The organism is Sporosarcina gallistercoris (assembly GCF_014836415.1).
GTDB lineage: Bacteria > Bacillota > Bacilli > Bacillales_A > Planococcaceae > Sporosarcina > Sporosarcina gallistercoris.
On the sequence record NZ_JACSQY010000002.1, the window covers coordinates 163,941 to 188,607 of the forward strand.

Annotated in this window: 31 protein-coding genes and 1 other annotated feature; all 31 genes read right to left on the reverse strand. The window is 44.8% G+C overall.

Going from position 1 to position 24,667, the window contains the following annotated elements; all coding sequences use genetic code 11:
- Positions 1 to 25: 25 nt before the first annotated feature.
- A complete protein-coding gene (gene rpmD, locus H9659_RS04090; RefSeq protein WP_040285498.1) occupies positions 26 to 208 on the reverse strand; it encodes a 50S ribosomal protein L30 in 183 nt (60 codons plus the stop codon).
- Positions 209 to 221: 13 nt separating this feature from the next.
- Positions 222 to 722, reverse strand: a complete 501-nt coding sequence (gene rpsE / locus H9659_RS04095) for a 30S ribosomal protein S5 (protein WP_191688669.1) — start codon at positions 720 to 722, stop codon at positions 222 to 224.
- A gap of 22 nt (positions 723 to 744) precedes the next feature.
- The gene (rplR, locus tag H9659_RS04100) at positions 745 to 1,107 is read right to left on the reverse strand and encodes a 50S ribosomal protein L18 (protein WP_191688670.1); all 363 of its coding nucleotides are present in this window, start codon (positions 1,105 to 1,107) and stop codon (positions 745 to 747) included.
- Positions 1,108 to 1,140: 33 nt separating this feature from the next.
- Positions 1,141 to 1,680 carry a 50S ribosomal protein L6 gene (gene rplF, locus H9659_RS04105; RefSeq protein WP_191688671.1) on the reverse strand — a complete coding sequence of 180 codons (540 nt, stop codon included), beginning with the start codon at positions 1,678 to 1,680 and terminating at the stop codon, positions 1,141 to 1,143.
- A 30-nt stretch (positions 1,681 to 1,710) separates the two neighbouring features.
- On the reverse strand, positions 1,711 to 2,109 hold the full coding sequence (gene rpsH, locus H9659_RS04110) for a 30S ribosomal protein S8 (protein ID WP_191688672.1): 399 nt from the start codon (positions 2,107 to 2,109) through the stop codon (positions 1,711 to 1,713).
- Positions 2,110 to 2,137: 28 nt separating this feature from the next.
- Positions 2,138 to 2,323 carry a 30S ribosomal protein S14 gene (gene rpsN, locus H9659_RS04115; RefSeq protein WP_025783851.1) on the reverse strand — a complete coding sequence of 62 codons (186 nt, stop codon included), beginning with the start codon at positions 2,321 to 2,323 and terminating at the stop codon, positions 2,138 to 2,140.
- A 20-nt stretch (positions 2,324 to 2,343) separates the two neighbouring features.
- A complete protein-coding gene (rplE, locus tag H9659_RS04120; RefSeq protein WP_025783852.1) occupies positions 2,344 to 2,883 on the reverse strand; it encodes a 50S ribosomal protein L5 in 540 nt (179 codons plus the stop codon).
- 26 nt (positions 2,884 to 2,909) lie between these two features.
- Positions 2,910 to 3,269, reverse strand: a complete 360-nt coding sequence (rplX, locus tag H9659_RS04125; protein WP_191688673.1) for a 50S ribosomal protein L24 — start codon at positions 3,267 to 3,269, stop codon at positions 2,910 to 2,912.
- A gap of 34 nt (positions 3,270 to 3,303) precedes the next feature.
- Positions 3,304 to 3,672, reverse strand: a complete 369-nt coding sequence (gene rplN, locus H9659_RS04130; protein ID WP_025783854.1) for a 50S ribosomal protein L14 — start codon at positions 3,670 to 3,672, stop codon at positions 3,304 to 3,306.
- A gap of 39 nt (positions 3,673 to 3,711) precedes the next feature.
- The gene (gene rpsQ / locus H9659_RS04135; protein ID WP_025783855.1) at positions 3,712 to 3,975 is read right to left on the reverse strand and encodes a 30S ribosomal protein S17; all 264 of its coding nucleotides are present in this window, start codon (positions 3,973 to 3,975) and stop codon (positions 3,712 to 3,714) included.
- 17 nt (positions 3,976 to 3,992) lie between these two features.
- Positions 3,993 to 4,193, reverse strand: coding sequence for a 50S ribosomal protein L29 (gene rpmC, locus H9659_RS04140; protein ID WP_025783856.1), 201 nt, complete (start codon positions 4,191 to 4,193; stop codon positions 3,993 to 3,995).
- Complete coding sequence (gene rplP / locus H9659_RS04145; protein ID WP_025783857.1) at positions 4,183 to 4,617, reverse strand: 50S ribosomal protein L16; 435 nt, start codon at positions 4,615 to 4,617, stop codon at positions 4,183 to 4,185. The genes rpmC and rplP overlap by 11 nt, the downstream gene beginning before the upstream one ends.
- A gap of 2 nt (positions 4,618 to 4,619) precedes the next feature.
- Positions 4,620 to 5,276, reverse strand: coding sequence for a 30S ribosomal protein S3 (gene rpsC, locus H9659_RS04150; RefSeq protein ID WP_116018334.1), 657 nt, complete (start codon positions 5,274 to 5,276; stop codon positions 4,620 to 4,622).
- A gap of 3 nt (positions 5,277 to 5,279) precedes the next feature.
- The gene (gene rplV, locus H9659_RS04155; RefSeq protein ID WP_191688674.1) at positions 5,280 to 5,624 is read right to left on the reverse strand and encodes a 50S ribosomal protein L22; all 345 of its coding nucleotides are present in this window, start codon (positions 5,622 to 5,624) and stop codon (positions 5,280 to 5,282) included.
- Between the two features lie 19 nt (positions 5,625 to 5,643).
- Positions 5,644 to 5,922 carry a 30S ribosomal protein S19 gene (gene rpsS / locus H9659_RS04160; RefSeq protein ID WP_191688675.1) on the reverse strand — a complete coding sequence of 93 codons (279 nt, stop codon included), beginning with the start codon at positions 5,920 to 5,922 and terminating at the stop codon, positions 5,644 to 5,646.
- Between the two features lie 60 nt (positions 5,923 to 5,982).
- Positions 5,983 to 6,813: a 50S ribosomal protein L2 gene (gene rplB, locus H9659_RS04165; RefSeq protein WP_116018340.1), complete on the reverse strand. Its 831-nt coding sequence runs from the start codon at positions 6,811 to 6,813 to the stop codon at positions 5,983 to 5,985.
- A 27-nt stretch (positions 6,814 to 6,840) separates the two neighbouring features.
- On the reverse strand, positions 6,841 to 7,125 hold the full coding sequence (gene rplW, locus H9659_RS04170; protein ID WP_191688676.1) for a 50S ribosomal protein L23: 285 nt from the start codon (positions 7,123 to 7,125) through the stop codon (positions 6,841 to 6,843).
- Positions 7,125 to 7,748 (reverse strand): 50S ribosomal protein L4, encoded by a 624-nt coding sequence (rplD, locus tag H9659_RS04175; protein WP_191688677.1) that lies wholly within the window; start codon positions 7,746 to 7,748, stop codon positions 7,125 to 7,127. Before rplD ends, rplW begins: the two co-directional genes overlap by 1 nt.
- 25 nt (positions 7,749 to 7,773) lie before the next feature.
- Entirely contained in the window at positions 7,774 to 8,403 is a 630-nt protein-coding gene (rplC, locus tag H9659_RS04180) for a 50S ribosomal protein L3 (protein ID WP_191688678.1), read from the reverse strand.
- A 46-nt stretch (positions 8,404 to 8,449) separates the two neighbouring features.
- The gene (gene rpsJ, locus H9659_RS04185) at positions 8,450 to 8,758 is read right to left on the reverse strand and encodes a 30S ribosomal protein S10 (protein WP_025783865.1); all 309 of its coding nucleotides are present in this window, start codon (positions 8,756 to 8,758) and stop codon (positions 8,450 to 8,452) included.
- Positions 8,759 to 9,671: 913 nt separating this feature from the next.
- Complete coding sequence (tuf, locus tag H9659_RS04190) at positions 9,672 to 10,859, reverse strand: elongation factor Tu (RefSeq protein WP_191688679.1); 1,188 nt, start codon at positions 10,857 to 10,859, stop codon at positions 9,672 to 9,674.
- Between the two features lie 120 nt (positions 10,860 to 10,979).
- Positions 10,980 to 13,058 (reverse strand): elongation factor G, encoded by a 2,079-nt coding sequence (gene fusA, locus H9659_RS04195; RefSeq protein WP_191688680.1) that lies wholly within the window; start codon positions 13,056 to 13,058, stop codon positions 10,980 to 10,982.
- A gap of 51 nt (positions 13,059 to 13,109) precedes the next feature.
- Positions 13,110 to 13,580: a 30S ribosomal protein S7 gene (gene rpsG, locus H9659_RS04200; RefSeq protein ID WP_025782820.1), complete on the reverse strand. Its 471-nt coding sequence runs from the start codon at positions 13,578 to 13,580 to the stop codon at positions 13,110 to 13,112.
- A gap of 35 nt (positions 13,581 to 13,615) precedes the next feature.
- Entirely contained in the window at positions 13,616 to 14,035 is a 420-nt protein-coding gene (gene rpsL, locus H9659_RS04205; protein WP_191688681.1) for a 30S ribosomal protein S12, read from the reverse strand.
- Positions 14,036 to 14,136: 101 nt separating this feature from the next.
- Entirely contained in the window at positions 14,137 to 14,385 is a 249-nt protein-coding gene (locus H9659_RS04210; RefSeq protein ID WP_191688682.1) for a ribosomal L7Ae/L30e/S12e/Gadd45 family protein, read from the reverse strand.
- A gap of 124 nt (positions 14,386 to 14,509) precedes the next feature.
- Entirely contained in the window at positions 14,510 to 18,109 is a 3,600-nt protein-coding gene (gene rpoC / locus H9659_RS04215) for a DNA-directed RNA polymerase subunit beta' (RefSeq protein WP_191688683.1), read from the reverse strand.
- 100 nt (positions 18,110 to 18,209) lie between these two features.
- Positions 18,210 to 21,752: a DNA-directed RNA polymerase subunit beta gene (gene rpoB / locus H9659_RS04220; protein ID WP_191688684.1), complete on the reverse strand. Its 3,543-nt coding sequence runs from the start codon at positions 21,750 to 21,752 to the stop codon at positions 18,210 to 18,212.
- 302 nt (positions 21,753 to 22,054) lie between these two features.
- A complete protein-coding gene (locus tag H9659_RS04225; RefSeq protein WP_191688685.1) occupies positions 22,055 to 22,657 on the reverse strand; it encodes a class I SAM-dependent methyltransferase in 603 nt (200 codons plus the stop codon).
- 97 nt (positions 22,658 to 22,754) lie between these two features.
- Positions 22,755 to 23,117, reverse strand: coding sequence for a 50S ribosomal protein L7/L12 (gene rplL, locus H9659_RS04230; protein ID WP_191688686.1), 363 nt, complete (start codon positions 23,115 to 23,117; stop codon positions 22,755 to 22,757).
- A gap of 61 nt (positions 23,118 to 23,178) precedes the next feature.
- The gene (rplJ, locus tag H9659_RS04235; RefSeq protein WP_191688687.1) at positions 23,179 to 23,679 is read right to left on the reverse strand and encodes a 50S ribosomal protein L10; all 501 of its coding nucleotides are present in this window, start codon (positions 23,677 to 23,679) and stop codon (positions 23,179 to 23,181) included.
- Between the two features lie 35 nt (positions 23,680 to 23,714).
- Positions 23,715 to 23,865, reverse strand: a sequence feature (ribosomal protein L10 leader region).
- A 42-nt stretch (positions 23,866 to 23,907) separates the two neighbouring features.
- Positions 23,908 to 24,606, reverse strand: a complete 699-nt coding sequence (rplA, locus tag H9659_RS04240; RefSeq protein WP_191688688.1) for a 50S ribosomal protein L1 — start codon at positions 24,604 to 24,606, stop codon at positions 23,908 to 23,910.
- Between the last annotated feature and the right edge of the window lie 61 nt (positions 24,607 to 24,667).

Genomic DNA, 24,667 nt, shown 5'->3' on the forward strand with positions numbered 1-24,667 from the left:
CACCTCCTTATTCAAGAATAACTGATTATTGTTCGCTGACAGTTACCAAATGGCTGACCTTGTTGATCATGCCGCGGATTGCGACATTATCCTGGTGCTCAACCGTTTGGTTCATTTTGCGAAGTCCAAGTGCTTCAACTGTTTTACGTTGTGCTGGCTTAGCGCCAATCACGCTTTTAGTAAGGGTGATTTCAAGTTTATTTGCCATTGTGTTTCCCCCCTTAACCTAACAGTTCTTCTACGGATTTGCCACGTAGCTGTGCTACATCTTCAGCACGCTTCAAATTCGTCAATCCCTGGATTGTAGCACGTACCATATTGATTGGTGTGTTAGATCCAAGTGATTTAGAAAGGATATCCGTGATTCCTGCAAGTTCAAGTACCGCACGGACTGGTCCGCCGGCGATAACGCCTGTACCTGGTGCAGCCGGTTTGATGAGAATGTTGCCTGCTCCGAAATGTCCGATGATCTGGTGAGGCGTTGTGCCTTTGACCATTGGTACTTCGATTAGGTTTTTCTTCGCATCTTCGATTGCTTTACGGATTGCATCTGGAACTTCTTGCGCTTTTCCAGTACCGAAACCAACGCGGCCGTTTTTATCACCAACAACGACTAGAGCAGTAAAACGGAAACGACGTCCGCCTTTTACAACTTTAGCTACGCGGTTGATGGTAACTACGCGCTCTTCGAATTCACTTTTGTTTTGTTCATTACGACGCATGGAATATGTCCCTCCTTCTTAATTAAAATTCAAGTCCATTTTCGCGTGCAGCGTCAGCTAGTGCTTTAACGCGGCCGTGGTATAGATAGCCTCCGCGGTCGAATACGACAACTTTGACGTTCTTTTCTAAACCTTTTTTCGCAATCAATTCGCCCACTTTAGTAGCTGCGTCTGCATTAGATGAAGAATCCGCTGAGAATTCTTTATCCATTGTAGATGCGCTTGCAAGTGTTACACCGTTTGCATCATCAATAAGTTGTGCATAGATGTGTTTGTTTGAACGGTATACGTTCAAGCGAGGACGCTCAGCAGTACCGTTGATCTTTGTACGGACACGTGAATGCCGTTTTCTACGGACAGCGTTCTTATCTTGTTTTGTGATCACTCGAGGTCACTCCTTCCAGATGCCTACGCGGCATTATTTACCTGTTTTACCTTCTTTGCGTCGAACAACTTCGCCTTCGTACTTAATACCTTTACCTTTATACGGCTCTGGTGGACGTACTTTGCGGATGTTAGAAGCAAGAGCACCAACACGTTCTTTGTTAGTACCGCGAACGATAATTTTAGTGTTAGCAGGCACCTCAACTTCAATGCCCTCTTCCGGTGTGAATTCAACCGGTTGTGAGTAACCGACGTTCAATACAAGTTTCTTACCTTGCATTTGAGCACGATACCCGACACCTACTAGTTCAAGCGCACGCTCGAAACCAGTCGATACTCCAGTTACCATGTTTGCTAGAAGCGAACGTGTAGTACCGTGCATCGAACGGTGTTCTTTCGATTCAGATGGACGTGTCAAAGTGATCACGTTACCTTCTTGTTCGATTTTTATGTCATTCGTAAATGTATTTGTAAGTTCGCCTTTCGGTCCTTTAACTGTAACGAAGTTATTCTCATCGATTGTAACTGTTACGTTTTCAGGCACCTCAATTGGACGTTTACCAATTCGGGACATTAGTTTGCACCTCCATTCAATTGTTACAGATTACCAAACGTAAGCGACGACTTCTCCGCCAACTTGTTTAGCACGAGCTTCTTTGTCAGTCAAAAGACCGTTAGATGTTGAAACAAGGGCGATACCTAGTCCGTTCAACACTCTTGGAACTTCTGTTGACTTTGCATATACACGAAGACCAGGCTTAGAAATACGCTTGAGTCCAGTGATTACGCGTTCTTCGTTTTTACCATATTTAAGGAAAATGCGGATGATGCCTTGTTTGCTGTCTTCCACATATTCTACGTCGCGGACGAAACCTTCACGTTTGAGGATTTCAGCGATTTCTTTTTTAAGGTTTGAAGCAGGTACTTCAAGCTTCTCGTGACGAACCATATTGGCGTTACGGATGCGAGTAAGCATATCTGCGATCGGATCACTCATTGTCATTACATTAACCTCCTTCCCAGAATGGGGTTTACCAGCTTGCTTTTTTAACGCCAGGAATTTGTCCTTTGTATGCGAGTTCGCGGAAACAAATACGGCAAAGTTTGAACTTCCGATATACTGAGTGCGGGCGCCCACAGCGCTCACAACGTGTATATTCTTGAACTTGGAACTTTGGCGTACGTTTCTGTTTTGCGATCATTGATTTTTTAGCCACGTTTTACGCCTCCCTTATGTTTACTTTTGGAACGGCATGCCGCACTGCGCTAGCAACTCACGAGCTTCCTCGTCTGAGTTGGCAGTCGTAACGATGACGATATCCATTCCGCGTACTTTAGACACTTTATCGAAGTCAATTTCCGGGAAAATAAGTTGCTCTTTCACACCAAGTGTATAGTTTCCGCGTCCGTCGAATGATTTATTCGATACGCCACGGAAGTCACGTACACGTGGAAGTGATACTGCGATCAACTTGTCCAGGAACTCATACATGCGTTCTCCGCGTAGAGTAACTTTTGTTCCGATAGGCATTCCTTCACGAAGACGGAATCCAGCGATCGATTTCTTCGCTTTAGTTACGACTGGTTTTTGACCTGAAATAATTGTCAGATCTTCCACAGCAGCGTCAAGTGCTTTTGTGTTTTGAACCGCGTCGCCAACACCCATATTGATAACGATCTTATCAACTTTTGGTACTTGCATTACAGATGTATAGTTGAACTTGCTCATGAGAGCAGGAGTAATTTCTTTTTGGTATTTATCCTTTAATCGGCTCATACAGAAGAACCTCCCTTCTTAGAGAGTTATTTTTTGAGTTCTTTTTTACTAATTTGGTCGATGACTTCGCCGGACTTCTTCGCAACACGAGACTTAATACGGAATGTCTTATCGCCTTCGGTTTTTTCTTCGAACTTGTAACCGATACGTGTTGGTTCGCCAGACTTTGGATCAACAAACATTACGTTAGAAACGTGAATTGCAGCTTCAAGGCTTACAATACCACCTTGCGGATTCGCTTGGTTAGGCTTTGTATGCTTTTTAACAATGTTCACGCCCTCAACGAGGATTCGTTCTTTGTTCGGGAATACTGAAAGGATGACACCTGTCTTTCCTTTGTCTTTCCCAGAGATAACTTTTACTTTATCGCCTTTTTTAATGTGCATTCTGTTGCACCTCCTTGATTGGCACTGCTCTTAATTAAAGTACTTCTGGAGCAAGAGAAATGATTTTCATGAAGTTGCTGTCGCGCAATTCGCGTGCAACTGGTCCGAAAATACGTGTTCCACGAGGACTCTTGTCGTCACGAATGATGACACAAGCATTCTCATCGAATGTGATATAAGATCCGTCTTTACGACGCATACCGCTCTTAGTACGAACGATAACCGCTTTAACGACTTCACCCTTCTTAACAACGCCACCTGGTGTTGCTTTCTTAACTGTAACAACGACAACGTCGCCGATGTTCGCAACTTTACGGCCTGAACCGCCAAGAACTTTAATTGTAAGCACTTCACGTGCGCCAGAGTTATCTGCGACTTTCATGCGGGATTCCTGTTGAATCAATTTGGTTACCTCCCCTCGGATACTGTGTACCGAACGTTATTAGATGATGACCGCTTTTTCGACTACTTCAAGAAGGCGGAAACGCTTTGTAGCTGACAACGGACGAGTTTCCATAATACGGACTACATCGCCAATCTTAGCTTCGTTCATTTCATCATGTGCTTTATATTTTTTTGAATACTTTACACGCTTGCCATACAAAGAATGCTTTTTGTGTGTTTCTACCATTACCGTTACCGTTTTGTCCATTTTGTCGGATACAACTCGGCCTGTGTATACTTTGCGTTGGTTACGCTCAGTCATGGCTGCAACCTCCTTCATCAGTTATTTGCACTGATTTCTCTTTGACGTATTACTGTTTTCATGCGCGCAATCGATTTGCGTACTTCACGGATGCGTGCAGTGTTTTCTAATTGTCCTGTCGCTAACTGGAAGCGAAGGTTGAAAAGCTCTTCTTTCAGTGATTTCACTTTTTGCTCGATCTCTGCAGTTGTCAAGTCACGGATTTCATTAGCTTTCATTAGATTCACCACCAATTTCTTCACGTTTTACAAACTTACACTTAACAGGAAGTTTGTGCGCTGCAAGGCGGAGTGCTTCACGAGCGACTTCTTCAGAGACGCCTGCGATTTCAAACATAACTCGGCCAGGTTTTACTACTGCTACCCATCCCTCTACAGCACCTTTACCAGAACCCATTCGAACTTCGAGAGGCTTCTTAGTATACGATTTGTGTGGGAAAATATTGATCCATACTTTACCGCCACGTTTCATGTAACGTGTCATTGCGATACGTGCTGATTCGATTTGACGATTCGTGATCCATGCAGCCTCAAGAGACTGAAGGCCGAACTCACCGAATTGAACCGTTGCGCCGCCTTTTGTCTGTCCGCGCATTTTGCCGCGGAATACACGACGATGTTTTACTCGCTTTGGTACTAACATGATTAGTTGCCTCCTTCCCCAGAGTTCTTCTTCACTGGAAGGACTTCTCCACGATAGATCCATACTTTAACACCAAGTTTACCGTATGTCGTATCAGCTTCAGCATGTGCATAATCGATATCTGCACGAAGTGTATGAAGTGGGACAGTTCCTTCGCTGTAGTGTTCTGCACGCGCGATGTCGGCTCCACCAAGACGTCCGGATACTTGAGTTTTGATACCCTTTGCTCCAGAACGGATTGTACGTTGGATTGCCTGCTTTTGTGCGCGGCGGAATGATACGCGGCTTTCTAGTTGACGAGCGATTGATTCTGCAACCAATTTCGCGTCAAGATCAGCACGCTTAATTTCAACGATGTTAATGTGTACACGCTTGCCAGAGATTTCGTTAAGCTGTTTACGAAGTGCTTCGACTTCAGTACCACCTTTACCGATAACCATACCAGGCTTAGCTGTGTGAATTGTGATGTTTACTTTTTTCGCAGCGCGTTCGATTTCTACTTTAGAAACTGAAGCATCTACTAGACGTGTTTCGATGTATTTGCGGATTTTAAGGTCTTCGTGCAAGAGAGTCGCATAGTCTTTTTCTGCATACCATTTCGAATCCCAGTCACGAATTATACCGACCCGCAGACCGTTAGGATGTACTTTTTGACCCACGAATTATCCCTCCTTCTTTTCAGATACCACTACAGTGATGTGGCTTGTGCGTTTGTTAATCGCGCTCGCACGGCCTTGCGCACGTGGACGGAAACGTTTCATAGTAGGACCTTCATCAACGAATACTTCGCTAACAATTAGGTTCTCTAGATCCATTTCGTAGTTGTGCTCAGCATTAGCGATAGCTGAATTCAATACTTTTTCTACGACTGGAGATGCCGCTTTTGGCGTCAAACGTAGAATCGCGACAGCTTCACCGATTTTCTTGCCCCGGATAAGATCAACGACTAATCGGACTTTACGAGGAGCAATACGGACTGTGCGCGCAGATGCTTTAGCTTGTTGCATCAGAAATTCCTCCTCTCAATTAGCGTTTCGTTTTCTTATCATCGGCACCATGGCCTCTGTAAGTACGGGTAGGTGCGAACTCACCTAATTTGTGGCCGACCATGTCTTCAGTGATGTAGACAGGTACGTGTTTGCGTCCGTCATATACAGCGATTGTCAATCCGATGAAGGATGGGAATACTGTAGAGCGACGTGACCAAGTCTTAATGACTTGCTTCTTTTGTGCATCTTTTTGAGCATCGACCTTTTTAAGCAAATGATCATCTGCGAAAGGTCCTTTTTTCAAGCTGCGGCCCATTTCGTTACCTCCCTTTGTGTTCGTACTACGGCCCAATCATTGAACCGCAGTGCAATCACATTATTTTTTGCGACGACGAACGATAAGTTTGTCGGATTTGTTTCTCTTAGAACGAGTTTTGTAACCAAGAGTTGGCTTGCCCCAAGGTGTAACTGGGCTTGGACGACCGATTGGAGTACGTCCTTCACCACCACCGTGTGGGTGATCGTTCGGGTTCATGACAGATCCACGTACAGTTGGGCGTTTACCCATCCAGCGTGAACGTCCTGCTTTACCGATGTTGATGAGTTCGTGTTGTTCGTTACCAACTTGACCGATTGTAGCACGGCAAGCTGACAAAATCATGCGAACTTCACCAGATTGCAGACGAATGATGACATATTTGCCTTCACGGCCTAGCAATTGTGCAGATGTACCAGCTGAACGAACTAATTGTCCGCCTTTACCAGGCTTCATCTCGATGTTGTGGATTGTAGAACCCATAGGGATGTTTTCAAGAGGAAGCGCGTTCCCTACACGGATGTCCGCTTCAGGTCCTGACATGATTGTCGTTCCAACTGTCAATCCTTTAGGAGCTAAGATGTAACGTTTTTCTCCATCAGCATAGTTGATCAATGCGATGTTAGCAGAACGGTTCGGATCGTATTCGATCGTAGCAACGCGTCCTGGTATGCCATCTTTCCGGCGTTGGAAGTCGATGACACGGTATTGGCGCTTGTGGCCTCCACCTTGGTGACGAACTGTAATCCTACCTTGGTTGTTACGGCCGCCTTTACGCTTGACTGGCTGAAGCAATGATTTTTCCGGCTTGCTTGCAGTGATTTCAGCGAAATCTGAAGTCGTCATGTTACGGCGTCCGTTGGAGGTAGGTTTGTATTTCTTAATCGCCATTGGTATTCCCTCCTTCGTTTATTGTGATTAGATCTCGAATAGTTCGATGTCTTTAGAATCAGCAGTTAGTGTAACAATCGCTTTACGGCGTTTGTTAGTGTAACCAGCATGTTTACCCATGCGCTTGAATTTACCTTTGTAATTCTGGACGTTCACTTTTTCCACTGTTACTCCGAAGATTTCTTCGACAGCTTGTTTGATGTGCGTTTTGTTTGCACGCGTGTCAACTTCGAAAGTGTACTTGTTGAATTCCATCGCTTCAGAAGATCGCTCGGTAATGACCGGACGCTTCAATACATCACGTGCTTCCATTAACCAAGCACCTCCTCGATTTTTTTGACAGCATCTTTAGTTACGATTAGTTGATCGTGACCAACTAGATCTAGAACGTTGATACCGTTAGCTGTAACGACACTGATTCCTGGGATGTTACGAGCAGACAATGCTACTGTTTCATCGAGGTCAGCAGTTACGAATAATGCTTTTTTGCTGATTGACAAGTCTTTCAGCACTTTCGTGAATTCTTTTGTCTTTGGTGCATCGAAAGTCAAAGCTTCCAATACTACCAATTCTTCGTCACGTACTTTTGAAGATAAAGCTGAACGAAGAGCAAGACGACGGACTTTCTTCGGTAACTTGTAGCTGTAGCTACGTGGTGTTGGTCCGAAGACGATACCGCCTCCACGCCATTGTGGAGATCTGATTGAGCCCTGACGAGCACGACCTGTCCCTTTTTGACGCCATGGTTTACGACCACCGCCAGCTACTTCAGCGCGTGATTTTACTTTGTGGTTCCCTTGACGCAATGACGCACGTTGTTGAACCAATGCTTCGAATAGGACTGCTTCATTCGGCTCAATTCCGAATACAAGTTCATTCAATTCGATTTCGCCTGCTGCAGATCCTGTTTGATTCACTACGGATACTTTTGGCATTAGTGTTTCCTCCTTCCTTCGTTAATTAGTTCCCTTTAATCGCGCTTTTCACTTCTACAAGTGATTTACGTGAACCTGGAACGTTACCTTTTACTAGTAGCAAGTTGCGCTCTGTGTCAACTCGTACAATTTCAAGGTTTTGGATTGTTACTGTTTTGCCACCCATACGGCCTGGCATTTTTTTACCTTTGAATACACGTTGAGCATCAACCGATCCGATTGAACCCGGTGCACGATGGTGACGAGATCCGTGGCTCATTGGTCCACGTGAGAAACCGTGGCGCTTAATGACACCTTGGAAACCTTTACCTTTTGATACTCCTGTGATATCGATGATTTCGCCTTCTGCGAATGTATCGACTTTGACTTCCTGACCAACTTCGTACCCAGCTACGTCGACTCCGCGGAATTCGCGAATGAAGCGCTTAGGTGTCGTTTCCGCTTTTGCAACGTGCCCCATCTCTGGTTTGTTGGAAAGCTTCTCGCGTTTGTCTTCGAATCCGAGCTGGATTGCTTCGTAGCCGTCTGTTTCGATTGTCTTCTTTTGAAGAACAACGTTTGGAGCAGCTGCAATTACAGTTACGGGGATCAAATCGCCGTTTTCAGCAAAGATTTGCGTCATACCGACTTTTCTTCCTAAGATTCCTTTGGTCATTTGTCACACCTCCTGATTAATTTGTTTTTAGTATTATAGTTTGCCATTAAAGTTTGATTTCAATGTCTACGCCAGATGGTAAGTCAAGCTTCATCAATGCGTCAACAGTTTGTGGTGTCGGATTGACGATATCGATCAGACGCTTGTGAGTACGCATTTCAAACTGCTCACGTGAGTCCTTGTATTTGTGGACCGCACGAAGAATTGTGTACACAGAACGTTCTGTCGGCAATGGAATCGGACCTGAGACACTAGCTCCGGAACGCTTTGCAGTTTCAACAATCTTTTCAGCTGATTGATCAAGCACACGGTGATCATAAGCTTTTAAACGAATACGAATCTTTTGTTTTGCCATTATTTTCCCTCCTTCTCGCCTATTTTCTAGACATTCTCCACGGAAATTTTCCCACACACATGCCATGGCAAAGCGGCCGGGTGTGTCGGTAACCTCCCGCTTCATCGCAGTCAAAGACCAACACTAAACATTATACACATAAAAAAAGAATGTCGCAATAGGTTTAGCGATATTCTTTAACAACTTTTATAGTATAGAACGAAATGCCGACAGATGCAACTAATTTGTTGTTATTGTTTTCAAGTAGGTTAGTTTTTAGAAAGGTATTTAAGTTAGGTAAGTTTCAAGTTGATTATCGAGATTGCAAGTTATTGTTTCTTAATATGCATTTGTCGGTTCGTTCAGCGAACGAGTGCATCATCATCTCCAAATAGACGGAAAAAGCTGAGCATCGTGAAGTACATCATTTGGTTTTGTTCGGTTAAGTGCATTCCGTATGGCTGGGAAGTGTGTGTTGACATATGGATGCTGCCGTGCGCTAGGGAGTGAGTGGGCTGGTGAGCGTTAGGAATGGTGGCATGGTTTGTGAGCGGTTCCGGGGAGTTTATGAGCGCTTTCCTCGGTTTATGAGCGGTTCTCGGGGTTTATGAGCGCTTTCCACGATTTATGAGCGGTTCTCGGGGTTTATGAGCGCTTTCCACGATTTATGAGCGGTTCTCGGAGTTTATGAGCGCTTTCCATGATTTATGAGCGGTTCTCGGAGTTTATGAGCGCTTTCCATGATTTATGAGCGGTTCTCAGTGTTTATGAGCGCTTTCCTCGGTTTATGAGCGGTTCTCAAAGTTTATGAGCGCTTTCCTCGGTTTATGAGCGGTTCTCGGGGCTTATGAGCGCTTTTCCATGGAATTTATCAAAAATGTTGCTTTCTTGTTTTACTCACTAAAAAACCCGCCACAAGGGCGGGTTTAAGGTTTTACTTTTCGATTGTAGCTACAACGCCAGCTCCAACTGTACGTCCACCTTCACGGATTGAGAATTTAGTACCTTCTTCAATCGCGATTGGAGAGATCAGTTCAATTGTCATTTCAACGTTATCGCCAGGCATAACCATTTCTACGCCTTCTGGAAGAGAGATGATTCCAGTTACGTCAGTTGTACGGAAGTAGAACTGTGGGCGGTAGTTTGAGAAGAATGGAGTGTGACGTCCACCCTCTTCTTTTGATAGAACATAAACTTCAGACTTGAAGTTTGTGTGCGGCGTGATAGTACCTGGCTTAGCAAGTACTTGTCCACGCTCGATGTCTTCACGTGCTACACCACGAAGCAATGCTCCGATGTTGTCGCCAGCTTCTGCATAGTCAAGAAGCTTACGGAACATTTCTACACCTGTTACAGTTGTAGATTTAGGCTCGTCAGTCAAACCGATGATGTCAACAGTGTCGCCGACTTTAACTTGTCCACGCTCAACACGGCCAGTTGCAACTGTACCACGTCCAGTGATTGAGAATACATCCTCGACAGGCATCATGAATGGCTTGTCAGTGTCGCGCTCTGGAGTTGGGATATAGCTATCAACCGCATCCATAAGTTCAACGATTTTTTCTTCCCATGCTTCTTCGCCTTCAAGTGCTTTAAGTGCTGAACCTTTGATAACAGGGATGTCATCGCCAGGGAAGTCGTATTCAGAAAGAAGATCACGAATTTCCATTTCAACAAGCTCAAGAAGTTCTTCGTCGTCTACCATGTCACATTTGTTCATGAAGACTACCAAGTAAGGTACACCTACTTGACGTGAAAGAAGGATGTGCTCACGAGTTTGTGGCATTGGGCCGTCAGCTGCAGATACAACTAGGATTCCGCCGTCCATTTGAGCAGCGCCTGTGATCATGTTTTTAACATAGTCGGCGTGTCCTGGGCAGTCAACGTGTGCGTAGTGACGAGTTGCTGTTTCGTATTCAACGTGTGAAGTATTGATTGTGATACCACGCTCTTTTTCTTCTGGTGCGTTATCAACGTCAGCGTATGAACGCGCTTCTCCGCCACCGCGCTTTGCAAGTACTGTTGCGATTGCAGCAGTCAAAGTTGTTTTACCATGGTCAACGTGACCGATTGTACCAACGTTAGCATGTGTTTTGGAACGATCGAATTTTTCTTTAGCCATTTGGAGTTCCTCCTCTAAATTGAGTATGATTTTAGTTTTATAGATATGGAGCGAAGGCCGCGCGACCTCCGTTTCCATAGCTTACAAGGTAGTTATACTTGATTTATAGCCAAATTTCAATTATTGGCCTTTATTTTTCTTGATGACTTCTTCAGCAATTGACTTCGGCACTTCTTCGTAGTGGTCGAAAGTCATTGAGAATACGCCGCGTCCTTGCGTGTTCGAACGGAGAGATGTCGCATAACCGAACATTTCTGCCAAAGGAACCATTGCACGAACGACTTGTGCATTACCGCGTGCGTCCATTCCTTCTACGCGTCCACGACGAGAAGTGATGTCACCCATAATATCTCCCATGTATTCGTCTGGGATGATGACTTCAACTTTCATTGTAGGCTCAAGAAGTACCGGATCACATTTCGCTACTGCATTTTTCAAAGCCATAGATGCTGCGATTTTGAAGGCCATTTCGTTTGAGTCAACATCATGGTAAGAACCGTCGAATAGACGAGCCTTGATGTCGATCAATGGATAACCTGCAAGGACACCGTTATTAAGGGAGTCACGCACACCCGCTTCGATTGCTGGAATGTATTCACGAGGAACAACTCCACCAACGATGTTGTTCTTGAATTCAAATCCTGCGCCCTCTTCGTTCGGTTCGAATTCGATCCAAACGTGTCCGAATTGTCCACGTCCACCAGACTGACGTACGAATTTACCTTCGACTTCAGCACCTTTGCGGAACGTTTCACGATACGATACTTGAGGAGCACCAACGTTTGCTTCCACTTTGAATTCACGTCTCAAACGGTCAACGATGATATCCAAGTGGAGCTCACCCATACCCGCGATAATGACTTCGCCAGTTTCCTGGTCAGTGTGTGCACGGAACGTTGGATCTTCTTCTTGAAGTTTACCAAGAGCTTGTCCCATCTTGTCTTGGTCAGCCTTTGTTTTCGGCTCGATCGCAACAGAGATAACCGGCTCAGGGAATTCCATAGATTCAAGAATGATCAACGCTTTGTCGTCACATAGCGTATCCCCAGTTCCTGTATCTTTAAGTCCTACAGCAGCAGCAATTTCCCCTGCGTGAACTTCGGAAATTTCTTCACGGTGATTTGCGTGCATTTGTAGGATACGACCTACACGCTCACGCTTGTCTTTTGAAGAGTTCTTGATATAAGAACCCGACTGCAAGACACCTGAGTAAACACGGAAGAATGTAAGTTTACCGACATAAGGGTCAGTCATAACTTTGAACGCAAGAGCAGAGAATGGTGCTTCATCGCTAGCTTCACGCACTTCTTCTAGTTCAGTTTCAGGGTTGACACCCATCATTGGTGGTAAATCAGTCGGAGCTGGCAAGTAGTCGATGACAGCATCTAGTACGAGTTGAACTCCTTTGTTTTTGAAAGCAGTACCACAAACAACTGGGTAGAATTCTACAGCCAATGTTGCTTTACGGATTGCATTTTTAAGTTCGTCGACTGTAAGTTCTTCTCCGCCAAGGTATTTTTCCATGAGGACTTCATCGAAATCTACAATAGCTTCAACCAAACGTTCGCGAGCTTTTTCCGCATCCGCGCGGTATTCTTCAGGAATCTCTCCAACTTCAACGTTCATTCCAGTATCATCCGGATAGAAGTTAGCTTTCATTTCGACTAGGTCGATGATCGCTGAAAAGTCATCTTCCGCACCAATTGGTAATTGGATTGGGTGAGCATTCGCTTGAAGACGTTCGTGGAGTGTGCCTACCGAGTAAAGGAAGTCAGCTCCCGTTTTGTCCATTTTGTTGACAAATACGATACGCGGAACGCCGTATGTTGTCGCTTGACGCCAAACTGTTTCAGTCTGTGGTTCAACACCTGATTGTGCATCAAGTACCGTTACAGCACCATCAAGTACTCGTAGTGAACGTTCAACTTCAACTGTGAAGTCTACGTGTCCAGGAGTATCGATGATATTTACACGGTGGCCTTTCCAGCTTGCTGTTGTCGCAGCCGAAGTGATTGTGATTCCACGCTCTTGCTCCTGCTCCATCCAGTCCATCTGAGACGCACCTTCGTGCGTTTCTCCGATTTTGTGGATACGACCTGTGTAATAAAGGATCCGCTCAGTCGTTGTTGTTTTACCAGCATCGATGTGAGCCATGATACCAATGTTACGAGTATTCTCTAAGGAGAACTCTCTACCCATTTTGTATTGCTCCTTCCATATAGGAATAACGAATTGATGAACGAGTGGATTTTACCAGCGGTAGTGAGCGAATGCTTTGTTCGCTTCTGCCATCTTGTGCATTTCTTCACGACGCTTAACAGATGCGCCTGTGTTGTTTGATGCATCAAGGATTTCGTTCGCAAGACGTTCTTCCATTGTCTTTTCACCACGAGTACGTGAATAGTTCACGAGGTAACGGAGACCAAGAGTCGTACGTCGCTCAGGACGAACTTCAACTGGTACTTGATAGTTAGCTCCACCTACACGGCGTGCACGAACTTCAAGAACTGGCATTACATTATTAAGTGCTGCTTCGAATACTTCGATCGGATCATTTCCAGAGCGTTCTTTAACAAGTTCGAACGCACCGTATAAAATTTTCTGAGAAGTACCTTTTTTACCGTCTACCATCATTTTGTTGATGAGGCGGCTGACAAGCTTCGAATTATAAATCGGATCTGGCAAAACGTCACGTTTTGCAACTGGACCTTTACGAGGCATGGGGTGTTCCTCCTTTCAAAATAGTTGCTATTTTATTATTTTTTCTCTTTTGGCTTTTTCGCACCGTAGTGTGAGCGACTTTGCATACGGCCAGTAACACCAGCAGTATCAAGTGCACCACGAACGATGTGGTAACGAACACCTGGTAAGTCTTTTACTTTTCCTCCGCGGATTAGAACAACACTGTGCTCTTGAAGGTTGTGGCCTTCACCAGGGATATAAGCATTAACTTCCAATGTGTTTGTCAAACGAACACGAGCATATTTACGAAGAGCCGAGTTCGGCTTCTTCGGAGTCATTGTGCCCACACGTGTGCAGACACCTCGTTTTTGTGGCGAGTTGACATTTGTCATTGACTTTTTGAAACTGTTATACGTTTTTCCAAGTGCCGGAGCTTTTGAACCGCTAGACTTCGACTGGCGAGGTTTGCGGACCAATTGGTTAATTGTAGGCATCGGTTTTTCCTCCTTCCAACTTCTTTTTAAGACCACACATCCAGGTGGTTCATTTTTTGGGTAAAAACAAAGGCTTTGCACATTTCTTTGTGCAAAAACCGTTAATCAGTGATGACGACCACTGATGCAGCTACTTGAATGCCACATGCTTTTCCAAGTTCGTCCCGAGAATCAACATATGTTAACAGGACTCCTTGACGAGCTGCTTCTTCAATTGCAGGAGTGGTTACCCGCTCATCTGCATCTTGTGCAATGAAGACTTCATGCGCCTTATTCAGACGAATCGTTTTCACCGCTTGCTTTGTACCGATGATCAGCTTCTTTGCCTGAGTGACTTTATCATAAGACATAAATGTCATCCTCCAAAGTACAGACATTCAACTATCAACCTTTTGTATAGTACCATCTGCAAGACTCCATGTCAACAGTAAAAAGAAAAACGGGAGGAGGTTTTTCCTCCCGTTTTAAGTTTCATCACTCTGCTGGTACTGCGTCTTGTTCTACTTCCTCATCACGATCCATTTCAATTCCACGATAACGTTGCATACCCGTTCCTGCTGGAATGAGTTTACCGATAATAACATTCTCTTTCAATCCGAGAAGATCATCTGTTTTACCTTTGATGGCTGCATCCGTCAATACGCGAGTTGTTTCCTGGAATGATGCGGCAGAAAGGAATGATTCTGTTTCTAGCGACGCTTTTGTAATACCAAGGATTACAGGACGCGCTGTCGCTGGTAGTTTGTTGGTTTTAAGAACTTTTCTGTTGGCATCCGCAAACTGATGGATGTCGAGTAATGAACCTGGCAGCAAGTCTGTATCACCAGCTTCAATGACGCGGACTTTACGCATCATTTGACGGACCATGACTTCAACGTGCTTATCCCCGATTTCAACACCCTGCATCCGGTATACTTTCTGAACTTCTTTCAAAAGGTATTCCTGAACAGTTGAAACGTCTTTTACAACAATCAATTCTTTCGGATCAATCGAACCTTCAGTCAGTGCTTGACCGCGTTCAATTTCATCTCCTACATCAACTTTCAAACGACCATTGTATGGAGCAAGGTATTTACGTGTCTCCACGTCACCTTTAATCGTAATTTCTTTCAGTCCTTCACGGATCTCATCGATATCTGTAACGATACCTTTAATCTGTGAAATGACAGCTTGACCTTTAGGGTTACGTGACTCGAAGATCTCCTGGATACGCGGAAGACCTTGAGTAATATCGTCTCCTGCTACACCGCCTGTATGGAAAGTACGCATTGTAAGCTGTGTACCCGGTTCACCGATTGACTGAGCCGCAATAATCCCAACTGCTTCTCCAACTTCAACCGCTTCTCCGGTTGCTAAGTTAATGCCGTAACATTTCTTACATACTCCGTGTTTTGTATTACAAGTGAACGCCGAACGGATGGACATAGAAGTAATGCCAGCACCGATTATGGCTTGTGCAATATCAGCGGTAATAAGCTGATTTTTCTCAACTAAGACTTCGCCTGTTTCAGGGTGAAGTACTCTCTTCTTAGCGTGACGACCTTCGATACGCTCATCTAGGGCTTCAATTACTTCAACACCTTCAGTGAGTGCTGAAATTTCCAAGCCGCGGTCTGTGCCACAGTCGTCTTCACGAACGATGACATCTTGTGCAACGTCAACGAGACGACGTGTAAGATATCCTGAGTCAGCAGTTTTGAGTGCTGTATCCGCAAGCCCTTTTCGTGCACCGTGTGTCGAGATGAAGTATTCGAGAACGGTAAGTCCTTCACGGAATGATGACTTGATCGGCAATTCAATGATGCGTCCTGCCGGGTTGGCCATGAGTCCGCGCATACCTGCAAGCTGTGTAAAGTTAGATGCGTTACCACGCGCTCCGGAGTCACTCATCATGAAGATCGGGTTTGTGTCCTCAAGAGAGTCCATCAATTTACCCTGAATGACATCCTTCGCATGGCTCCAATATGAAATAACACGATCGTAGCGTTCTTCGTCCGTAATCAGACCGCGACGGAACTGTTGTGTCACTTTATCTACTTTCGCTTGTGCATCTTGTAGGATTTCGTGCTTATCCGGAAGTACGACGATATCTGCAATACCAATCGTAATTCCTGCTCGTGTCGAGTATTTGAAACCAAGATTCTTCATACGGTCAAGCATTTTCGAAGTTTCAGTGATGTGGAACCTGCGGAAGATCTCCGCAATGATGTTCCCAAGAATGGTCTTCTTGAAAGGTGAAACGATCTCAGCCGCTTGAACGTGTTTAAGAATATCCGTAGTACCCGGTACAAAGTATTTTGCAGGTGTTTCGACTTGCAGATTATGAGTAGTTGGTTCATTGATATATGGGAACGATTCAGGAAGAATCTCGTTAAATATCACTTTCCCCACTGTCGTAATCAGCAATTGAGTATTCTGTTCCTCTGTAAACGTAGGATTCTTGAGGGAGCTGGCTGCAATCGCGATACGAGAGTGCAAATGCACATGTCCGTTTTGGTAAGCGATTAATGCTTCGTTCACATTACTGAACGTTTTACCTTCCCCAACAACACCACTGCGCTCGAGAGTTAAGTAGTAGTTACCTAATACCATATCCTGTGAAGGCGTAACAACCGGCTTACCATCTTTAGGGTTCAAGATGTTTTGTGCAGCCAGCATGAGAAGACGTGCTTCTGCTTGCGCTTCTGCAGATAGAGGTACGTGCACAGCCATTTGGTCACCATCGAAGTCGGCGTTATACGCTGTACATACGAGTGGGTGAAGCTGAATTGCCCGGCCTTCTACAAGCATCGGTTCAAACGCCTGGATACCAAGACGGTGAAGTGTAGGTGCCCGGTTCAATAGGACTGGGTGTTCCCTGATCACTTCTTCTAGGACATCCCATACTTCCGAATGCAATCGCTCAATTTTACGTTTTGCACTCTTAATGTTATGAGCAAGGCCTCGTTCAACGAGTTCTTTCATCACAAATGGTTTGAATAACTCAATTGCCATCTCTTTCGGAAGTCCACACTGGTACATCTTCAAGTTTGGTCCTACAACGATTACAGAACGACCGGAGTAGTCAACACGTTTACCAAGTAAGTTTTGACGGAAACGTCCTTGCTTACCTTTCAACATGTGAGAAAGAGATTTCAATGGACGGTTACCCGGTCCAGTTACAGGACGACCGCGACGACCGTTATCAACGAGAGCATCGACAGCTTCTTGAAGCATACGTTTCTCGTTTTGAACGATGATTCCCGGCGCACCAAGATCCAATAGACGCTTCAGACGATTGTTCCGGTTAATCACTCGGCGATATAGGTCATTCAGATCGGAAGTCGCAAAACGACCACCATCTAACTGAACCATCGGACGTAACTCAGGCGGAACAACTGGAAGCACTTCAAGAACCATCCATTCAGGATGATTTCCAGAGTTACGGAATGATTCCACAACTTCCAAACGACGGATCGCACGTGTGCGACGCTGTCCTTGAACTGTCTTAAGCTCTTCCTTCAAGCTCTCTGTTTCTTTATCCAAATCTATAGCAGATAGAAGTTGTTCAATAGCTTCAGCACCCATAAGTGCTTGGAACTTAGAGCCGTACTTTTCACGATACAACCGGTACTCTTTTTCAGAGAGTAATTGCTTGCGCTCAAGCGGCGTATCCGCTGGATCGACAACGACATAAGAAGCAAAGTAGATAACTTCTTCTAATGCACGTGGTGTCATATCCAGAATAAGTCCCATTCGACTAGGAATACCTTTGAAGTACCAAATGTGTGTGACTGGTGCTGCAAGTTCGATGTGACCCATACGTTCACGGCGAACTTTCTGACGTGTGACTTCTACGCCACAGCGGTCACAAACGACACCTTTATATCGAACACGCTTATATTTCCCACAATGGCACTCCCAGTCCTTTGTAGGTCCGAAAATACGCTCACAGAACAACCCATCTTTTTCAGGCTTCAATGTACGGTAATTGATTGTTTCAGGCTTCTTTACCTCACCATAAGACCAAGAACGGATCTTATCAGGAGAAGCTAGCCCTATTTTCATATACTCGAAATTATTAACATCTACCAAGGAGCCTACCTCCCTCTTGTCTAGTCGCTGACTTGCTGGCCCTGTTATACCATTTAAAAAAGGGGGACAGTGCCCCCATTTATTAACTTTCTCTTACGAATCAGACCGGTTGGTCTTCCTTCATAAGGTTTAACGCATCCGTTGGCTGCATATCATCGTCTTCTTCTAAGTCACGTAATTCAATTTCTTCGAAGTCTTCGGATAGCATTTTAACATCCAATCCAAGACTTTGAAGTTCTTTAATTAGAACTTTAAAGGATTCTGGTACACCTGGTTGAGGAACACTTTCACCTTTAACAATAGCTTCATACGTTTTCACTCGACCCACGACATCGTCCGATTTCACTGTCAGGATTTCTTGAAGCGTATAAGCTGCACCATATGCCTCGAGTGCCCAAACTTCCATCTCTCCGAAACGCTGTCCGCCGAACTGGGCTTTACCACCAAGTGGTTGTTGCGTAACTAATGAATATGGTCCCGTAGAACGGGCATGAAGTTTGTCATCGACCATGTGGGCAAGTTTGATCATGTACATGATTCCGACAGATACACGGTTATCGAACGCTTCTCCGGAACGACCGTCATAAAGAACAGTCTTTCCGTCACGATCCATTCCCGCTTCCTCCATCGTATCCCAAACGTCTTGTTCGTTCGCGCCGTCAAATACAGGAGAAGCCATGTGAACGCCTAGCGTACGGCCAGCCATCCCAAGGTGCATCTCGAGTACCTGTCCGATATTCATACGTGATGGTACACCGAGAGGGTTAAGCATGACATCTACTGGTGTTCCGTCAGGCATGAAAGGCATATCGGATTCTGGCAGAATCCGGGAAATAACACCTTTGTTACCGTGACGTCCGGCCATCTTATCTCCGACAGAGATTTTACGTTTCTGAACGATGTAAACACGAACTAGTTGGTTTACGCCAGGTGCGAGTTCATCGCCATCTTCACGATTGAACACTTTAACATCCAATACGATACCACCCGCTCCGTGAGGTACACGAAGTGATGTGTCGCGAACTTCACGTGCTTTTTCACCGAAAATCGCATGTAGAAGACGTTCTTCTGCAGTGAGTTCAGTTACACCCTTAGGCGTCACTTTACCGACCAAGATGTCTCCATCATGAACTTCAGCACCTATACGGATAATCCCACGGTCGTCCAAGTTGCGAAGTGCATCTTCACCGATGTTTGGAATATCACGTGTGATTTCTTCTGGCCCAAGTTTCGTATCACGAGCATCTGATTCATATTCTTCGATATGGACAGAAGTGAAGACGTCATCTTTAACAAGACGTTCGCTCATGATAATGGCATCCTCGTAGTTGTACCCATCCCATGTCATGAAAGCAATCAGGATGTTTTGACCAAGAGCCATTTCTCCTTTTTCCATCGACGGGCCATCTGCGAGAATATCTTTCTTAGAGACACGATCACCGACACTGACAATTGGACGCTGGTTGTAACAAGTCCCTTGGTTTGAACGGATGAAGTTCGATAGACGATAGACGTCAAGGTCACCCTTAACTTCTTTTCCTTCTACCATGTTGATACGACGAACGCGGATTTCTTTCGCTTCGACATGTTCAACAATCCCTTCGTGCTTCGATACAACAGCAGCTCCTGAATCACGTGCGGAAACGTGCTCCATTCCCGTACCTACGAAAGGTGCTTTCGGGTTTAGAAGAGGTACTGCTTGTCGTTGCATGTTCGCTCCCATTAGCGCGCGGTTCGAGTCATCGTTTTCCAAGAATGGAATACATGCTGTCGCTGCAGAAACAACTTGTTTAGGAGAAACGTCCATGTAATCGATTTGTTCGCGTTTGAATACCGTGTTATCCCCTTGGAAACGACCTACCACTTCTTCGTTGACGAATGTACCGTCATCGTTTAGCGGCGCATTGGCTTGAGCGACAATATAATTGTCCTCCAAGTCAGCTGTCAGATAATCGATACGTGAAGTTACACGTCCGGTATCCGGATCCACTTTCCGGTAAGGAGTTTCTATAAATCCGAACTTATTCACTTTCGCAAATGTAGAGAGAGTGTTAATGAGCCCGATATTCGGCCCCTCCGGCGTCTCAATCGGACACATACGGCCGTAGTGGGAGTAGTGAACGTCACGTACTTCCATTCCAGCACGTTCACGTGTTAAGCCGCCTGGTCCAAGTGCAGATAGTCTACGCTTATGCGTTAACTCTGCGAGTGGGTTCGTTTGGTCCATGAACTGTGATAGCTGAGAGCTGCCAAAGAACTCTTTGATAGATGCGATAACAGGTCTGATGTTAATCAGTTGTTGAGGCACAATCGATTGCGTGTCATTAATGGACATACGTTCCTTGACAACACGTTCCATACGGGACAAACCGATACGGAATTGGTTTTGCAGAAGTTCACCAACTGAACGGAGACGTCTGTTTCCTAAGTGGTCGATGTCATCTGTGTCACCCACTCCGTGTAACAAGTTGAAGAAGTAGCTGATGGAAGCAATGATATCCGAAGGTGTAACATGCTTGATGGAATCATCAATAACGCCATTGGAGATGACATTGATGATTTGTCCTTCTTCACCTTTTGGAGCATAGATTTTTACAGATTGAATGCGAATGTCGTCTTCTAACACTCCGCCCATTTGCTTCAAATCTTCTACTCCCACACCTTTTTCAAAGTAAGGAAGCAATTTGTCCAACATACGACGGTCAATTAGCTGTCCCTTTTCAATCAGGATTTCTCCTGTTTCAGGATCCGCAAGAGTTTCAGCAATCGTTTGGTTGAACAAACGATTTTGAAGGTGGAGCTTTTTATTCATTTTATAGCGACCGACGTTTGCCAAGTCATAGCGCTTCGCATCGAAGAAACGGGAAAACAGCAAGTTTTTCGCGCTATCTAAAGTTGGTGGTTCACCCGGACGTAAACGCTCATATATTTCAAGAAGTGCTTTCTCCGAGTTTTCCGTGTTATCTTTTTCAAGAGAGTTTCGGAGGTATTCATTATCGCCGATTAAATCGATAATCTCCTGATCGCTTGAAAAACCAAGGGCACGTAAGAGGACTGTGATCGGCAATTTGCGCGTACGGTCAATACGAACGTGGACTACATCTTTTGCGTCCGTTTCGTATTCAAGCCATGCACCACGGTTAGGAATGACAGTTGCGCCAAACCCGCGTTTACCGTTTTTGTCTGTCTTATCGTTGAAATATACACTAGGTGATCGAACGAGCTGGGAAACGATAACCCGCTCAGCACCATTAATAATGAAAGTTCCATTTTCTGTCATCAACGGGAAATCGCCCATGAAGACATCTTGTTCTTTGACATCATCGGTTTCTTTATTGTGTAAACGGACTTTCACCCGAAGTGGCGCAGCGAATGTTACGTCCCGTTCCTTTGACTCATCAACAGGATATTTAGGTTCGCCAAGCTGATAATCGACAAATTCCAATGACAGATTTCCGGTGAAGTCTTGGATAGGAGAAATATCGTGGAACATTTCCCGTAGTCCTTCTTCCAAAAACCACTCATAAGATTCCGTCTGAATTTCAATCAGATTCGGCAGATCTAGTACTTCGCTAATTCTCGCGAAACTTCTGCGCTGACGGTGTTGACCATACTGAACTAAGTGATTTGTCAACTCTTTCACCCCTCATAAGACATTAATAGAGCTGGTTTGGTACCCTGGCAATTTCAGGCCGGTTTGAAATTAGCGCCAAGTATTCCCAAACACCTCATAAAAGTCTTTTCGAAATCAAAAAAATAGTGTATGATATCGAAAAAACAAAAAGAAAACGAGTTCCGGCTAGAGCTCATTTTCGATTTACCAATCTTTTATCCAACGTCAGTATACCTAACATTTCCATCACTTATGCAAACGCATAAAAAGGCACACGAATGCAGTATAATTATTGTTGCATTTTATAATGTTATCACAACGCCTAGGTGGAGTCAATGTTTTCTTGACTTAATAATATAATACCCCTTGCTTTTCTCCACAATTTCTGCATTACCGAATAATCCTTCTAATCTTGCTATAGTTGAAGGCGCCCCCTGCTTTTTCTGAATAACCACCCAAAGGTCGCCGCCGACTGCTAAGCGTTCGCTTGCTTGGTCGTAAATTTTAAAAACCGTTTCTTTCCCCGCCCGAATCGGAGGATTTGTCACTATTGCAGCAAATTCTTTTGTCTCCACTTCATCTAACGAATCACTGGAATAGATTACAACGTTATCAATATTATTTTTTTGGGAATTGGTCCGGGACAGAGCCAACGCACGTTCGTTCACATCCACCATCTGGATCGTCCGCTCTTTAAACAACGCGGCTATAGAAAGTCCTACCGGTCCGTATCCACATCCCACATCAAGAATGTCTCCCTTAATTTCCGGAGCTTGGAATGCATCGATGAGTAGACGTGAACCAAAGTCCACTTCCCCTTTACTGAACACACCTGCATCTGTTACAAAAACAAAGTTAGTTCCACGCAAGTTCGTTTGCCATTGCTTCGGTTCACTTTTCACATCGGGACTTTTCGAATAGTAATGCTCAGCCACATGAATCCCCCTTACTGTTAACTTGTTAAATCCGGGTATAAAAAAAACGAAGAAAAACCCGTCAACAAAGACGCGGTTTTTCTTCGCAGTTCACGAATTACTTAACTTCTACAGAAGCGCCTACTTCTTCAAGCTTAGCTTTGATTTCTTCAGCTTCAGCCTTTTCTACGCCTTCTTTGATAGCTTTAGGTGCGTTATCAACTACTTCTTTCGCTTCTTTCAAGCCTAGGCCAGTGATTTCGCGAACGACTTTGATGACTTTGATTTTTTGGTCTCCAGCAGAAGCTAGAACTACGTCGAATTCAGTTTGCTCAGCAGCTGCTTCTCCAGCGCCAGCGCCAGCCATAGCTACAGGAGCTGCAGCAGTTACGCCGAATTCTTCTTCAATTGCTTTTACTAGGTCGTTAAGTTCAAGAACTGTCATTTCTTTGATAGCGCCTAAGATTTGTTCGTTAGTCATTTTAGTTCCTCCTAATGGGTATGTTTTGCGAGTTAGCTCGCTAATGGGTCAAGATGCGATATTACGCGCCTTGTTCTTCTTTTTGGTCTGCAACGGCTTTTGTTGCCAATGCGAAGTTGCGCATTGGAGCTTGAAGCACGCTGAGTAGCATTGAGAGAAGACCTTCGCGTGAAGGAAGAGTCGCCAATGCTTTCACTTCTTCAACAGAAGCAATTGCACCTTCGATGACACCAGCTTTGATTTCCAAAGCTTCATTGGTTTTAGCGAAGTTGTTGATGATTCGTGCGGGTGCGATTACATCTTCAGTTGAAAACGCAATTGCGTTAGGTCCTGTAAGATGCTCATTAAGCCCTTCAAGGCCTGATGCTTCAGCCGCACGGCGAGCCATCGAGTTTTTGTAGACTTTGAATTCAACGCCAGCTTCACGAAGTTGTTTACGAAGTTCAGTTGCTTGCGCAACGTTAAGACCACGATAGTCAACAACGACCATTGAAGCAGATGCTTTCATCTTGTCCGCGATTTCAGTTACTACTGCTTGTTTCGCTTCTAATACTTTACTCATCTTGACACCTCCTGTTAAGTGTAGGGGCATTTATACCATATGCATAAAAAACCCTCCGATCTGACTGGCAGACGGAGGGTTGGAAAGTCGTCATCTTTTTACTGTTAAAAAGAGCGTCTTGTCCCTCGGCAGGAATATTAAGTGGTAATCCACTCCTGCTGTCTGCGGTACAAATCGTATATTGCAACAAACGTTATCCTACCAAACGATAGGGCGTATGTCAACTAATTATTTTACAGTTACTGAAGAAGGGTTGATCTTTACAGCAGGACCCATTGTAGTCGTTAAGTTAACAGACTTCATGTAAGTACCTTTTGCTGCAGCCGGTTTCGCCTTCTGGATTACTTCAAATACAGTTGTAAGGTTTTCTGCAAGTTTTTCGTTATCGAAAGAAACTTTACCGATTGGAGCGTGGATGATCCCCGCTTTGTCCGCACGATATTCAACTTTACCTGCTTTGATTTCTTGAACCGCTTTTGTAACATCGAATGTCACTGTGCCGGTTTTCGGGTTCGGCATAAGACCTTTAGGTCCGAGTACACGTCCGATTTTACCAACTTCACCCATCATGTCAGGTGTCGCAACGATTACATCGAAGTCGAACCATCCTTGTTGGATTTTAGTGATGTATTCAGCGTCGCCTGCAAAGTCAGCGCCTGCTGCTTCAGCTTCTTTAAGCTTTTCACCTTTAGCGAAAACAAGTACACGCTGTGTTTTACCAGTTCCGTTTGGAAGCACTACCGCTCCACGGATTTGCTGATCGTTTTTACGTGTATCGATTCCTAGACGGAAAGCCACTTCTACTGTTGCATCAAAATTTGTTGTGCTTGTCTTTTTAGCGAGTTCGATCGCTTCTGTTAAGTCGTATGCCGTTGTACGGTCAACAAGCTTTGCAGCTTCTACGAACTTCTTACCTCTTTTAGCCATCAGATATTTCCTCCTCGATTGTGGTTTTAGCGGAATAAACCTCCCACGATTAAGGGTTGCG

Coding starts and splice junctions, on each gene's coding strand:
- rpmD (WP_040285498.1), bottom strand. CDS start 208: ATGGCAAATAAACTTGAAATCACCCTTACTAAAAGCGTGATTGGCGCT.
- rpsE (WP_191688669.1), bottom strand. CDS start 722: ATGCGTCGTAATGAACAAAACAAAAGTGAATTCGAAGAGCGCGTAGTT.
- rplF (WP_191688671.1), bottom strand. CDS start 1,680: ATGTCCCGAATTGGTAAACGTCCAATTGAGGTGCCTGAAAACGTAACA.
- rpsH (WP_191688672.1), bottom strand. CDS start 2,109: ATGACAATGAGTGATCCGATCGCAGATATGCTTACTCGCATCCGTAAC.
- rplE (WP_025783852.1), bottom strand. CDS start 2,883: ATGAGCCGATTAAAGGATAAATACCAAAAAGAAATTACTCCTGCTCTC.
- rplX (WP_191688673.1), bottom strand. CDS start 3,269: ATGCACATTAAAAAAGGCGATAAAGTAAAAGTTATCTCTGGGAAAGAC.
- rpsQ (WP_025783855.1), bottom strand. CDS start 3,975: ATGACTGAGCGTAACCAACGCAAAGTATACACAGGCCGAGTTGTATCC.
- rpmC (WP_025783856.1), bottom strand. CDS start 4,193: ATGAAAGCTAATGAAATCCGTGACTTGACAACTGCAGAGATCGAGCAA.
- rplP (WP_025783857.1), bottom strand. CDS start 4,617: ATGTTAGTACCAAAGCGAGTAAAACATCGTCGTGTATTCCGCGGCAAA.
- rplV (WP_191688674.1), bottom strand. CDS start 5,624: ATGCAACAAGCTAAAGCATCTGCGCGCACAGTCCGTATTGCTCCTCGT.
- rpsS (WP_191688675.1), bottom strand. CDS start 5,922: ATGGGCCGCAGCTTGAAAAAAGGACCTTTCGCAGATGATCATTTGCTT.
- rplB (WP_116018340.1), bottom strand. CDS start 6,813: ATGGCGATTAAGAAATACAAACCTACCTCCAACGGACGCCGTAACATG.
- rplW (WP_191688676.1), bottom strand. CDS start 7,125: ATGGAAGCACGTGATGTATTGAAGCGTCCGGTCATTACCGAGCGATCT.
- rplD (WP_191688677.1), bottom strand. CDS start 7,748: ATGCCAAAAGTATCCGTAGTGAATCAAACAGGATCTGCAGCAGGCGAA.
- rplC (WP_191688678.1), bottom strand. CDS start 8,403: ATGACCAAAGGAATCTTAGGAAGAAAAGTCGGTATGACGCAAATCTTT.
- rpsJ (WP_025783865.1), bottom strand. CDS start 8,758: ATGGCAAAACAAAAGATTCGTATTCGTTTAAAAGCTTATGATCACCGT.
- tuf (WP_191688679.1), bottom strand. CDS start 10,859: ATGGCTAAAGAAAAATTCGATCGTTCCAAAACACATGCTAACGTTGGT.
- fusA (WP_191688680.1), bottom strand. CDS start 13,058: ATGGGTAGAGAGTTCTCCTTAGAGAATACTCGTAACATTGGTATCATG.
- rpsG (WP_025782820.1), bottom strand. CDS start 13,580: ATGCCTCGTAAAGGTCCAGTTGCAAAACGTGACGTTTTGCCAGATCCG.
- rpsL (WP_191688681.1), bottom strand. CDS start 14,035: ATGCCTACAATTAACCAATTGGTCCGCAAACCTCGCCAGTCGAAGTCT.
- H9659_RS04210 (WP_191688682.1), bottom strand. CDS start 14,385: ATGTCTTATGATAAAGTCACTCAGGCAAAGAAGCTGATCATCGGTACA.
- rplL (WP_191688686.1), bottom strand. CDS start 23,117: ATGACTAACGAACAAATCTTAGGCGCTATCAAAGAAATGACAGTTCTT.
- rplJ (WP_191688687.1), bottom strand. CDS start 23,679: ATGAGTAAAGTATTAGAAGCGAAACAAGCAGTAGTAACTGAAATCGCG.
- rplA (WP_191688688.1), bottom strand. CDS start 24,606: ATGGCTAAAAGAGGTAAGAAGTTCGTAGAAGCTGCAAAGCTTGTTGAC.